This is a genomic window from Parachlamydia sp. AcF125, assembly GCF_018342475.1.
In the GTDB taxonomy this organism is placed as follows: Bacteria; Chlamydiota; Chlamydiia; order Chlamydiales; family Parachlamydiaceae; genus Parachlamydia.
Genome location: NZ_JAEMUD010000001.1, coordinates 1,110,777 through 1,123,457, shown reverse-complemented (window position 1 = coordinate 1,123,457; position 12,681 = coordinate 1,110,777). Strand labels below are relative to the sequence as shown.

At 41.4% G+C, this 12,681-nt stretch carries 11 protein-coding genes; 4 read left to right on the top strand and 7 right to left on the bottom strand.

Features of this window, described 5'->3' with window-relative positions; translation table 11 throughout:
- Positions 1–691: 691 nt before the first annotated feature.
- Positions 692–2,617, top strand: coding sequence for a ribosomal protection-like ABC-F family protein (abc-f, locus tag PARA125_RS04390; RefSeq protein ID WP_213157480.1), 1,926 nt, complete (start codon positions 692–694; stop codon positions 2,615–2,617).
- Between the two features lie 33 nt (positions 2,618–2,650).
- On the opposite strand, the gene PARA125_RS04385 is transcribed toward abc-f, so the two are convergent.
- Both PARA125_RS04385 and PARA125_RS04380 read right to left on the bottom strand, forming a co-directional pair.
- Positions 2,651–4,732 carry a sodium-translocating pyrophosphatase gene (locus PARA125_RS04385; RefSeq protein ID WP_213157479.1) on the bottom strand — a complete coding sequence of 694 codons (2,082 nt, stop codon included), beginning with the start codon at positions 4,730–4,732 and terminating at the stop codon, positions 2,651–2,653.
- Positions 4,733–5,442: 710 nt separating this feature from the next.
- Positions 5,443–6,183, bottom strand: coding sequence for a hypothetical protein (locus tag PARA125_RS04380; protein WP_213157478.1), 741 nt, complete (start codon positions 6,181–6,183; stop codon positions 5,443–5,445).
- A 758-nt stretch (positions 6,184–6,941) separates the two neighbouring features.
- Here PARA125_RS04380 and PARA125_RS04375 point away from each other — a divergent pair.
- The gene (locus PARA125_RS04375) at positions 6,942–7,127 is read left to right on the top strand and encodes a hypothetical protein (RefSeq protein WP_213157477.1); all 186 of its coding nucleotides are present in this window, start codon (positions 6,942–6,944) and stop codon (positions 7,125–7,127) included.
- Positions 7,128–7,201: 74 nt separating this feature from the next.
- Here PARA125_RS04375 and PARA125_RS04370 read toward each other — a convergent pair whose 3' ends face one another.
- The 5 genes from PARA125_RS04370 to PARA125_RS04350 all read right to left on the bottom strand — a co-directional run bounded on the left by PARA125_RS04370 (position 7,202) and on the right by PARA125_RS04350 (position 10,630).
- Positions 7,202–7,462 carry a hypothetical protein gene (locus PARA125_RS04370; RefSeq protein ID WP_213157476.1) on the bottom strand — a complete coding sequence of 87 codons (261 nt, stop codon included), beginning with the start codon at positions 7,460–7,462 and terminating at the stop codon, positions 7,202–7,204.
- A gap of 39 nt (positions 7,463–7,501) precedes the next feature.
- A complete protein-coding gene (locus tag PARA125_RS04365) occupies positions 7,502–8,287 on the bottom strand; it encodes a NifU family protein (protein WP_213157475.1) in 786 nt (261 codons plus the stop codon).
- A 10-nt stretch (positions 8,288–8,297) separates the two neighbouring features.
- The gene (locus tag PARA125_RS04360) at positions 8,298–9,461 is read right to left on the bottom strand and encodes a cysteine desulfurase family protein (RefSeq protein WP_213157474.1); all 1,164 of its coding nucleotides are present in this window, start codon (positions 9,459–9,461) and stop codon (positions 8,298–8,300) included.
- Positions 9,462–9,466: 5 nt separating this feature from the next.
- Positions 9,467–10,141 (bottom strand): 2,3-bisphosphoglycerate-dependent phosphoglycerate mutase, encoded by a 675-nt coding sequence (locus PARA125_RS04355; protein WP_213157473.1) that lies wholly within the window; start codon positions 10,139–10,141, stop codon positions 9,467–9,469.
- A 177-nt stretch (positions 10,142–10,318) separates the two neighbouring features.
- The gene (locus PARA125_RS04350) at positions 10,319–10,630 is read right to left on the bottom strand and encodes a hypothetical protein (protein ID WP_213157472.1); all 312 of its coding nucleotides are present in this window, start codon (positions 10,628–10,630) and stop codon (positions 10,319–10,321) included.
- A 161-nt stretch (positions 10,631–10,791) separates the two neighbouring features.
- On the opposite strand from PARA125_RS04350, the gene PARA125_RS04345 reads away from it, so the two are divergent.
- Complete coding sequence (locus tag PARA125_RS04345) at positions 10,792–11,496, top strand: pseudouridine synthase (RefSeq protein WP_249274166.1); 705 nt, start codon at positions 10,792–10,794, stop codon at positions 11,494–11,496.
- A 14-nt stretch (positions 11,497–11,510) separates the two neighbouring features.
- On the top strand, positions 11,511–12,671 hold the full coding sequence (locus PARA125_RS04340) for a methyltransferase domain-containing protein (protein ID WP_213157471.1): 1,161 nt from the start codon (positions 11,511–11,513) through the stop codon (positions 12,669–12,671).
- Positions 12,672–12,681: the final 10 nt, after the last annotated feature.

The window sequence follows — 12,681 nt, the reverse complement described above, 5'->3', positions numbered from 1 at the left end:
TCATCCACGCCGTCAGCATTCAATCTGAACCAAGATCAAATTCTCAAGTAAAAAAACTTTGAAAATTTGAGTATTTGTTATATTCTAAATATGTGGGTCGTTAGCTTTCGCTAACTTTCCTCACACAAGCTCTATAATTTATCTTGCTTGCACATTGTCTTTTCTTCACTGTCAAAAAACTTTGCATCGCTCTTTGGCTTTGCTTTTCGTCTCGCTTATTTGCGAAAGAAACTAAAAACATACCAGATGGCCCATTATTTCCGCAACCCTCTTTCTTCTTTCCTCGATTTTTTTGTGGTTGCACCCTATTTGTTTAAATAAAAAAGTTTTAAACTTATTTCCTTTATAAAACGCCCCTTAAATCTCGCTTAAGGGGGTTTTTAAACTTTAAGGTATTCATATAATGTTATTTTGTTCTGTTTTTATTTTTCTTTTTTTCAGTTACATAAACCTACTTAATATTTACAAAAAAACGCTTTAGAATCCCCTTTGAACAGGATATTTAACACACTCTGTTTTTTCTATTTAACCCATCTGATTCTAGTTTAGACGTTTACTTACAGAAGATTTTTTTTCGATTGAATACTTAGGCTGTTCCCTTGAATCCCCCTTCCCTACGCATTGTAATTTATTTTTAAAGCAGTTATATTCAGAGAGTTCAACCAAATTTCCAACTTATTTTTCAGGTTTTATGCTCTCTGCAGTCAATCTCACCATGCGTTACGGCGATAAGATTCTTTTTCGCAACGCCAATTTTCAACTTAATCCAGGCCGTCACTATGCCTTAGTGGGACCCAATGGATCGGGAAAGTCCACCCTCATCAAGATTCTTAGCGGAGCCCTTACTCCTGAAAAAGGGGACATATTCATGCCTGCTTCAGTTCGTTTAGGCACTTTAAAACAGGATCACTTTCTATACGAAAATGAAACCCTTCGTAATACTGTTTTAAAGGGAAAACCTCTTTTATGGAATGCATTTACACAAAAAGAAAAGCTGCTTCAAGAACCTAACTTAAGTGAGGAAAATTGCCACCAACTTGCTCATTGTGAAAAAGTGATTGAAGAACAACAAGGTTACGCTGCCACGAGTCAGATTGGAGAATTACTGGAAGGCTTAGGGCTAAAAGCTAATACTCACACTCAACTTTTAAAAACTTTATCCGGGGGATATAAGTTGCGTGTTTTACTAGCTCAAGTTTTATTTAGCCAGCCGGATGTCTTAATTTTAGATGAACCGACCAACCACTTAGATCTTTATTCTATCAAGTGGCTAGAAGATTATATTCGGCAATTTTCAGGAATGGCTCTCGTCAGTTCACACGACCGCAGTTTTTTAAATGGAATTGCCACAGATATGATCGACTTAGATTATGAAAAAATTAAAATTTATCCTGGAAACTATGACCAGTTTGAAAAATCGAAAGCTTGGGATTTAGAGCAAAAAGAACACCAGCTTGCCAAACAAGAAAAGAAGAAAGAAGACTTGCAAGAATTTGTCGATCGGTTCCGTGCGAAAGCGACTAAGGCCCGCCAAGCACAGTCTAAGCTAAAAGCCGTGGAAAAACTAGAAAGCGCCATGGAAGAGTATTCTCTTCCTCCTTCTTCAAGACAATCTCCAAAGCTTGAGTTTCAAATGGTTCGCCCCTCTGGAATCGTCCCCTTAAGAATTTCAGGAGTGCAAAAAGCTTATGGAGCAAAAAAAGTTTTAGAAAATGTGAGCTTTGAAGTGAATCGAGGAGAAAAAATTGCCATTCTGGGTCCTAATGGAATTGGCAAGTCTACCTTGCTTGAAATTTTAGCCGGACGCATCCTTCCAGATGCCGGCTCTTTTGAATGGGGCCATGCCGCGGAGTTTGCTTACTTTCCGCAAGATCATGCTAAAGAATTTGATAAAAAAAATACATTACTTGACTGGCTCTGCGGTTCCTTACCAAGTGTGCATGAACAACAGGCGCGCCAAATGCTTGCTCAAGTTTTATTTTCAGGGGAGGACGTCCACAAAACCATTGAAGTTTTAAGTGGAGGAGAAGCCGCTCGGCTCATTTTGGCAAAAATGATGCTGGCAAAGCAGAATCTTCTCATTTTTGATGAGCCTACAAATCACTTAGATATGGAAGCCATTGAAGCGCTTATTCAAAGTTTGAAAAACTATTCTGGAACCGTTCTATTTGTCAGCCATAACCGACACTTTGTATCCAGTCTAGCGTCAAGAATCATAGAAATTAACGAGACCGGCATTCACGATTTCTCCTGTTCTTATGCTGAATATTTGGAAAAGCGAGAGGTGGACCATCTAGACAAAACAGCCCGACGAGGGCCCCAAACAACTAAAGAATCGACTAATAAAAACTCTTATGAGGAGCAAAAGAAACAACGCAATTTGCGCTCTCAGCTTGAAAAACAGGTTAAACGTTTTGAGGATCTCTGCCAGCGGCTTGAAACAAATATGAGGGAAATAGATGAGGCCATGAGCTCGGAAGGATTTTACGAACGCACTTCTCGAGAAGAACAGGCAAAATTTCTGTTTGAAAAATCTCGCCTTGAAACAGAGCTTAATCAAGCATTAGAAGATTGGGAAAACGCCCATCAAGAGCTTGGACACCTTGAAAAAGACTAAAAAGCCAAATGGCTTTTTAGTCTTTTTTCGATTTTAATGCGTTGCTAAGATTGCCAAGAGCAATAATGCAACGATGTTGATAATTTTAATCATCGGATTAATGGCAGGGCCTGCCGTGTCTTTGTACGGATCGCCCACGGTATCCCCAGTCACAGCTGCATGGTGAGCCTCAGAACCTTTTCCACCGTAATGGCCATCTTCAATTAACTTCTTAGCATTATCCCAAGCACCTCCACCAGAAGTCATGGAGAGACCTACAAAAAGGCCTGTCACCACTGAACCCAGAAGCATAGAGCCTAGTGCAATAAATGCCTCTGATTGTCCAACCGCATAGCTTAACACTAAATAGAGCAATACTGGAGCGACTACCGGTAAAAGAGAAGGTAGAATCATCTCCTTAATGGCGGCTTTTGTTAACATGTCGACTGCACGGCTATAATTTGGCTTTGCTTTTCCTTCCATAATCCCTGGAATTTCCCGAAATTGATTACGCACTTCCACCACCACAGAGCTAGCCGCCCGGCCTACAGCCATCATGCTCATAGCTCCAAACAAATAGGGCAGCAAGCCACCTATAAACAATCCAATCACCACATAGGCGTTTTCAAGAAGGAATTCTCCCTGATAATCGGGGAAATAACGCCCTAGATCTTCGATAAAAGCTGCAAAAAGAACTAAAGCGGCAAAGCCAGCTGAACCAATCGCGTAACCTTTTGTCACAGCTTTAGTAGTATTCCCCACCGCATCGAGCGCATCCGTGGTTTTGCGTACCTCAGCTGGGAGATTAGACATTTCTGCAATCCCTCCTGCGTTGTCAGTAACAGGACCATAAGCATCCAATGCCACAACCATTCCTGCTAAAGCCAGCATGCTTGTCGCTGCCACTGCAATCCCAAACAAATCAGCATTGATATAAGAGACTAGGATACCCACGCAAATCACAATCACTGGCAGAGCTGTGGCTTCCATCGAAACCGCAATCCCTTGAATAATATTTGTTCCATGCCCTGTAGTAGAGGCTTGCGCAATGCTTTGGACTGGTCGGTATTTGGTTAAGGTATAGTATTCTGTAATCCACATTAATAAACCCGTTACCACTAAACCTGTTAAAGCGCAGTAAAAAAGATTCAAACCAGTGAAAGTTGTCTGATTGACAGTAAAAGGATGGTCGAATCCAACCAAGTTTTTAGTTAGCCATGCAAGGGCAATTGCAGATAACCCAGCAGTTACGATAAAGCCTTTATAAAGGGCTTTCATGATATCGCGGTTTTTGCCTAGCTTGACAAAGAAAGTTCCAATAATGGAAGTCAAAATGCAAATCGCGCCAATCGCCAAGGGGTATACCATCATGGTTTCCATGGTGGAACCTGTGAAGAAAATCCCAGCTAAAAGCATGGTTCCCACAATTGTCACCACATAGGTTTCGAATAGGTCTGCTGCCATACCCGCGCAATCCCCCACGTTGTCCCCGACGTTATCGGCAATAACAGCTGGGTTTCTGGGATCATCTTCAGGAATTCCTGCTTCGATTTTTCCTACCAGGTCGGCTCCCACGTCTGCACCTTTTGTGAAGATTCCTCCTCCTAAACGGGCAAAGATCGAAATGAGTGACGCTCCGAATCCTAAGGAAACGAGTGATTCTAAAAGAGCATTGAGTGAAATATGGCTGTTTTTCAAAAAGAGGTAATAACCCGTAATTCCTAAGAGTCCTAAGCTCACAACAAGCATTCCAGTAATAGCCCCGGATTTGAATGACACATCAAGCGCTGGTTCTAAGCCGTTGCGAGCAGCTTCTGTAGTTCTAACATTTGCGCGTACTGAAATGTTCATTCCCACATATCCAGCAGCCCCTGATAAAAAAGCTCCTATCACAAAACCTAGGCCAACGTGCCATCCTAAAAACCATGTTAAAAAAGCAAAAACTACAATACCTACCATCGTAATAGTCATATACTGACGGTTTAAATAAGCTCTTGCCCCCTCTTGGATGGCACCTGCAATTTCTTGCATCCGTTCATTTCCTGCATTTTTAGAAAGCACTGATTGAATCGTTATCACCCCATAAAGCAAACCGATTAGGCCGCAGGCGATCAATCCATATTCATAAGGCGTCATATTTCATCCTTTTTAATAATTTAAGTCATAAGAAGAGTGTGTTTCATATCGTCAACCATCGAAATCTTGCTTAACGATTGCAATACTGAATAACGAAATGACCCCCAGGATGCCAGAATTTAAGTTTCTCTTACAATAAAAAATCATACCTCAGGGAGCCATCATCTAGGTTTTTTGGCAAAATTTTTTCATGAAAAAATAAAAAATTGGGTCAGAATAAATACACCGGAGAAGAAGCGGTTTAGCAAAGACAAATGCGAAAAAGGGACCGTATCTTACCCACTCTTAACTTGAAAACATCATCGCTCGAATCTCTCTTTTATCCCTTTGGTTTCCTTGCAAAAATGACGAGTCAGTTTGCCCACAACAGAGAGATTGTTGCATAAATCAAATAAGAGCCTGGTTAACAAAAGCTTAATAAAACTCTCTAGGATTCACGAACTTTGATGGTCAAAAGGTTATTATATAGATTGGCGCCACCGCATCGTGCTGTATTGCCAAAGTAGACGTTTACACCCAGTAAGTCTTTTAAACTATCAAGAAAAAACCTCACTTCAAAGATAACAATAAAAGAACCTATCGGCAACTTAAAGTTTTAAGCATAGGTTTTCCTATGTATTAGGAGGGAGGTAAAAATGAGAGGCCACTTTACAGGTTTAACAGATGAGCAACGACTCGTGCGAGAGTCCCCTTTGCCTTATGAGGCTAGCTTAGCCAACGCCAAAATAACTTTGCCTAAAACCTATAGAGACAAGCTCTTCTCCTGTTTCTAGAAAGTGGATAAATTCCCTAGAAAACTTACCCTGATAGGGGGGCCTCAAGCATTGCATGTCTTCAGTCTTAAGTACCCCACATATAGCTCCTCTGTAAAGAGCGTTGTTACCTCTAAATTCCGGATGATCTCTTAGAAATTTTTCGGTTGACACCTTGTTAAAATCAGAAAAATAAAGGAGAAATCCCCCCTGATTCTGTCTAAAAGCTTGCTGAGCTTCAGAATTAGATGGAAAAGGCCCATCCACATTGCTGAAAAATGTCCCGCCGGCATTTGTATTGTTTAAAAGGATCACTTTAGAATATAAATAACTTCCCTGCATCTGCTTGAAGAAGCCGGTTCTTAGCCTTTCTTGGATTTGTATTCCTCCTCTACAAAAAAACAGCGCTTCCTCTGCAGGAACGTTCCCACGCCGCTTGGCATCTTTTGGAAGACAATAGTAAGCGTATTGCCTTTCTTCCTTGAGAAGTCTTCTCTCTTCTTCTGAATATTTATGACTAAACATGCGAGCTAAAATGCGATGAACCCGATAAATTAAGTGTCTTTGCAAAAAAGAAGCTTTTTCTTCCTTATAACCCCAGCAATAATATCCTTCTTGGACTTTGAGATTTCTTGCCTGCTTATCGCAAATAAGGTCTCTAGGCAATTTGCTTGGTTCTTCCACATATCTTATTTTCATAAATAATCCTTTTGTTATTAAAAGAATAATACCTAAAAAAGTATTTATAAACAATAGAGGTTTTTTGAAATTAAGTTGATTTAGTATATTCGCTTCATTTTAGGTGAGCGAGATGCAATGAAAGTTGAAATAGAAAAAGGACTTAAACGAGAAAGAATTTCGTCTTCTTAACGGGATTAAGCGACCTACATCCAGCAGGATGGTAAATATTTTATAGCAACCGATACGATAAAAAGCAGAAATTTTAATAGCGAGAGAAGGGGCAAGCCTTGTGGAAATCCATATATCCAAACAACTTTAGGCATTTCCGCCACCTTTTTGAAAGCTTGAGCTAAGGCCGAACTGGCTGGCATAGATAGCTTTTCTTTCCTTTGGAAAGCCATAGGTTTAGAGGGTTTGGGATTGCCTACCATCCAATCATTCACGCCATGACTGCAAGACAGGGAAATGTCGGCCGCATGCCAGAATTCGGTATTCTCCTTCGATAAAAAATCTACGCCGAGAAAAACAAACTGTCTGGGCTTGATAAAGTCCTCTAAAGAAAAATAAAAAGTTTGGCACAAGTAGACATGTTAAAAAAAATCAGTTAGCCACCCTAAATTCTGGAAGCTGGCTATAAGCCTCCCACTCTTGCGCCCAAACCATCATCAGGCGAATCTCTTTTACTCTTTTTATTTCCTCACAAAATTAGTATCCCCCAAAAAAGTTTCGATTTTCTTGGCGTCAACTTTTATGGCTTTATTAGGGGGCCAAGCTTTTTGGAGGTATCTATAGGTGCTTCAGACATCCGAGCAACTTTAGGTGCTTCAACCACCTGTTTCGATACCTTAGCTAAAGGCGGAGCGATCGATGCGTCTGGTTTTTCTTTCGTTGTTAATTCCACAGGTTTGGAGGAGGTTGGATGGCCTAATCTTAACTCTTCTACCACAACCTTTGTTTGGTAACTGTTATATCCTTTAACGCTTCGATTAAATAATTCTTCTAGCTCTTTATCGTTAGGGGTTAACCTTACCCTAATTTAGTCAAAAATAGCGCGATTTTGAGCGTAGTCAACACCAAACAAACGGAGCCCCCACCCGGTATGGGATAAAATGGACCAAAAAAACTGCTTAACTTTCCCGAGAAGTTGTAAAGAGAGGCCTTTCTTAACCATCACTTTTTTTCCATTCAATTTCCCCTTTTTATCCAGTTGGCTGATTTTTTGTAAATTCTCCGTAACGATCTCTTTACTCCAGCTAACAGCCTCATGTTTGTTTTTAATAGAAAAAATCTCTGACATGTTTGTGCTCCTTTATTGAAGCTTTACTCTGCCACTTCCTTAATTAAAGAGAGAAGTATCAGGAGTTACAACAATATCGGGGTATACTTTTGCCCGTAAGACTTGCTGAATATAGGAAAGAGTTGTGCCAATGGAGGAATAGCAAGAGGTGCAATTGCCTTGGTAACCAATCACAATTTCTCTATCTTCTAACACATTTAATACTTCAACGCCTCCCCCATCTAAGGCTATATAGGGACGAATATCCCGGTTCATAATTTCTTCGATGACAGCGATCTTTTTTTTCAGCGTAAGGTCTTTCCATCCTGGATATCCCCCTTCTACAATTTCCCCAATTTCAGAAGGTACGGGAGGAGCGATATAGCTATCTGCGACAGGGATCTCCACACATTTTTCAAAAGCATCCTCAATTGCGCCTAAAATTAAATTAAGATGCGGATAGGTCTCTTTTGGAAAAGCCGATTCTTCCGCTTTGTCTCGCACATGCCGATCGATCAATTCGACACTAATCCGCCTCGCCTGATCGTAATTTTTTCCTACTACCAGTTCACAAGCAATTTCGGCGGCCCCGATCAAGACTGATTGCCCATATGCCTGGAATTTCGCATCCACAATAATCCCATCGTCTGTATCCACTAGCCAATAAAAGTGCACTAAATTTCCTTCTTCCAACGCCCCTTCTGTGCCTTCAGCTAAAAACATGCAGCGAGCTTCCGATTCTTCCGCTGTGAAAAAACCAATTGAGCGGGGAAGATCGATTTTGGCTGCCAATTTTTTACTGTAACGGCTCCAAGGAAAAGGGGTAGTTAAAGCTGCAAGGCTCATCCTTCATTCTCTATTTTAAAATTTTCTGAGACGCTCGTCTAAGATATTTAGCTGTCTCGGTAATAATCCAGGTGGCTCGATCGATCTCATCTTCGGTCGTCTCGCGCGATAAACTAAAACTCAGAGCTGTATGCGCTAAGAGGGGATCAATTCCTGAAGCAGCTAAAACCAAACCAATTTGCTGGAAAGAGCCCCCCCCGATGCTTGCAAAAACAAGCTGTCGATTTAAAGCATAAAGTAAAGCTTCGTTAGAGATCCCTGGGAAAGCCAGGGTAGTGGTATGGGGAAGCCTTTCTTGTTCCTCAAAAAAAAGTACGGCTTCGGGATAACCTTCTTTAATTCCTGCTTCCAGCTTACAGCGCAGACGCGCGATCTCTGTACACATAAGATCTCTTGTTTCAATCGCTTCTTTTGCCGCTTCTGCAAGGGCAACTAATCCGGGAACATTTAAATTGCCAGCCCGCAGTCCAGCTTGCTCAAGGCCCCCTAAAATAAAGGGGCTGCATTTTACCCCAGCCTTTATGTACAACCCTCCCGTTCCCTTAGGAGCATGAAAGCGATCGCCATTGAAAGTAATAAAATCGGCTTGCACCTCTTCTAAATTAAAAAACAACTTTCCTACCACATGCGTGGCATCCAGATGAAATTTAATCCCCCTTTGCTGGCATAAAGCCCCAATTTCATGCACAGGGTTTACCACCCCCGTCAATCCATTTGCCCATGAAAGAGAAATTAAAGCCGTTCTGGGCGTAATATGGTCCGCAACCTCTTGAACTGTCACCCTTCCCTCGCAATTGGGGGACACCAATTTACCCACACACCCATGCTGTTCTAAACGGCTAATGGACATGAGAGCAGGTGCTTCATCCTGAGAGGCGCAAATGAGTTGGTTTTTACCGGTAGGCAAAACGATATCGTGAAAAGCCGACATGAAAACATGGTTAACTGCTTCTTCTCCTGACGACGTGAAAATAATGTCATCTACCTCTTTTGCCCCCATTAAAGTATATAAGGCTTTATAGCTTTCAGTCATTGCGGGAAAAAGCTCTTGCCCCATTCGATGAGGAGCCGAAGGGGTTCCCCAGCGATCAGTTAAAAAAGGAAGCATCTCGCTGACAGCTTTTTGAGAAGGGCGCGTCACAAGATTATTGTCCAAATAAATTCCACCGGGCATATCGTTTACTCTCTAGCTATTTTACCATTTTGGAACGTATAAAAAATAGGCTCTCCTGTGGCTAATTCAAGGTTTAAAACTTCTTCAGGCGATAGCTTGTCTAAATACATCAGGATGGAACGCAAAGAATTCCCATGAGCAGAAACAAAAACATTCTTTCCTTCTAGCAAGCAAGGCAAAATATTTTCTTCAAAATAAGGGATGGAGCGAGCAGCTGTCATTTTCAAACTCTCCCCATTGGGGGGAGGGATATCAAAACTTCTACGCCATATTCTTACCTGTTCTGCCCCAAATTTTTCCGCAGTTTCCGCTTTATTCAGCCCTTGCAACTCCCCATACATTCTTTCGTTTAATTCCCAGGCACAGATGACAGGAATGCACGCTTCTTCTGCAGATTTGCCATAAATTTTTCCCCATTCTTTAAGCCTGCTTTGTTGAGGATGTAAAATGACAGGGGTTTTGCCAGAGGAGTGACGGCTCATCGCCAACATGGCAGTCATTTGAGCCCGCATAAGCGAGGTGGTAAAAATAATGTCGATCGGGATATCTTTAATCCGATCCCCTCCTGCCAAAGCTTCCTTAATTCCCTGACCCGAGAGCGGGATATCAACCCACCCCGTAAACAGATTCAGTCGGTTCCATTCAGATTGCCCATGACGCATTAAAATCAGCTTGTTCATTGTTTGCTCCCTTTTAAACTTTTAGAATAACGGGAAAAAACTATAACGAGCAAGCGGTAATCGGAGATAAGCTCGATAAATAAATAAGCCTCTTTCGCCCCTTTTTTCTCTTAGATCTCGTAAGCTTTGTTCCCATTTGAGAACAAAAAGATCAGCAAAAAAGGACCCGAAAGAGAGCTAATAAGTCTTAAACTTACTTTTTTCCTCTAATTCTTCAAACTCCAATTGAAATTGCTGGGGACCTATTTTGTGAGAGGGAATGGAAACCACGCGCACATAGAATTTGGAATGGGAAGTTTCCACTTGATAGCCCTCTTTATTCTTTTTAATTTTTTCAATTTTTTCTCCTGCACCGACCCATTCAGAAAATTTTTTATCATCCAGAATGGCTTTGATCTCCACACTACTTTGAGCTAATGGAGAGAGTAAAGCCCCCAAATTTTGCCACACCCCTAAAAAAGTGATGCACAAAATAGCTTGCCTTTTCATGAGTCCTCCTTAGGATTCTCGTTTTCTCGTTCTTTAGTTTCGTTCGTGAAAAATTCAAGAAAATAGGTAAAACAAACGAACTGCTTATTTTTTTTTACTTTTTGACTTTTTTTAAGAACTTCTTTATTGTTTTATTTAACCATTATTGTAAAGATTTCTCAATGGATAAAACAAAGCAAAGATTAAGTAAAGTGATGGCAGCTGCCGGGGTTGCCTCTCGGCGAGCTTGCGAAGCCTTAATTTTTGAGGGCTGCGTGACGGTCAATGGGCAGATCACTTTAATCCCTCAAACTTTAGTCGATGAAAACGATGTCATTATTTGCAAAGGACACACCATCGGCAAAAAACAAAATAAGGTTTACTACATTTTAAATAAGCCAGTGGGCTATATTTGCTCTAATAGACGGCACAAAGATGCTAAAATTGTGTTGGACTTATTCAAAGATGTCAAAGAGAGACTCTTTACAGTCGGAAGGCTAGATAAAGACACAGGAGGGCTCCTTATTGTCACCAACGATGGCCACTTCGCTAATCGAGTCATTCATCCGTCTGCAAATATCCCCAAAGAATACTTAGTTAGGACAAATGTAGAGGTAGAAGCTGAACATTTAAGCGCCTTATCAAGCGGAACTCTTGTCGAGCAAACATTCGTCCGCCCTATCCGAGTGACAAAAGTTAGGCGTGGCACTTTAAAAATTACGATTGCGGAAGGAAAAAAAAGAGAAATTCGCCTTTTAATGGAATCTGCAAAGCTTCCAGTCTTAGAATTAACCCGGATTAGGATCGGTGAGCTTCGCCTTGGCTCCTTACATCCCGGCGAATGGAGGGAAATGACCGCTCGCGAGCAAGCCCTCCTTTTTGAATAAACGGACCCAAAGCTATGAAAAGAAAACCTATTCCAAAAGCTGATCTCGAAACTTTAATTCCTCTTTTAATTGGAACATGGCGCCGTTTTCATAAAATTGCCGGACCTTCTGATCGCTTACAAACAAGAGAATTTCGCAGCGTCGTCGAGGCAATTGCAAATTTACAAGAAGCTTTCAACGCAGGTACTCCTTCTAAAAAGCATTATTTTGAAGAGCCCAAGCTTTTGGGGGCGTATTTGCTCTATCAATGGGTGGTACACTACCAGCAAGCATTATCCTTAATGGGGGAATTCCCTACTTCTCTACGGCGCGTCTTGGACCTTTGCAGCGGACCAGGCCCCTTTGCTTTTGCAGCTTTGAAGCATGGAGCAAGTGAAGTTTTTGCCTTAGATCAAAATCAAACAGCTTTACAACTTGCTGGCGAAATTGCTGGACGCTACGGATTTCCTATCCAAATTCGCAAATGGGAATGCCCCTCTTCTTTACCTGTTTCCGGGGAGTTTGATTGCATTATCTTGGGACATTGTCTAGAGGAGCTTTTTCCTATCTCTATCAAAGGGAGCCTCGAAAAGCAGCATCAATTTTTAGATTCTCTTCTCAATCTCTTAACTCCTCAAGGATATCTTTTAATCGCAGCTAGCTCCTTTGGAGAGTCTAATAACCGTATTCTTCAAATCCGCGATTCCATGGTAAAGAAGAGAGTTCCTATTCAAGCTCCCTGTGTGTGGCAAGGGGAATGTCCCGCTTTGCAAACGAGCAATAGCCCTTGTTATGCCCAGCGAGAATTTGAAAAACCTTATCTCATTAAAGAACTCCAACGTGCGGCTCAAATTAATCTAAGCTCACTTAAAATGTCTTATCTTATCTTGAGAAGCCCTCAAGCAGCATGGCCTAATTTGGGGACAGAACACGCTCTTTATCGCATTATTAGCCCCCCAGTTGACTCTTTTCAAGGGAAAAAATATTATCTTTGTGGCACAGGAGGAAAAAAATCCCTTTCTTCTCGCCTAACAGAACATCCCGCAGAATCGAGGGCCTTTGACTTTTTGCGCAGAGGGGACCTGATTTCTGTCGAAAATGCTTTTGAAGTTAAAAACTCCTGTGAAATTGTTTCAGGGACATCCGTAAAACTAAAAGCCCCAGCTGGAAAACCCTTACCTGAACTGGAAACGTAATTTTTTTCCT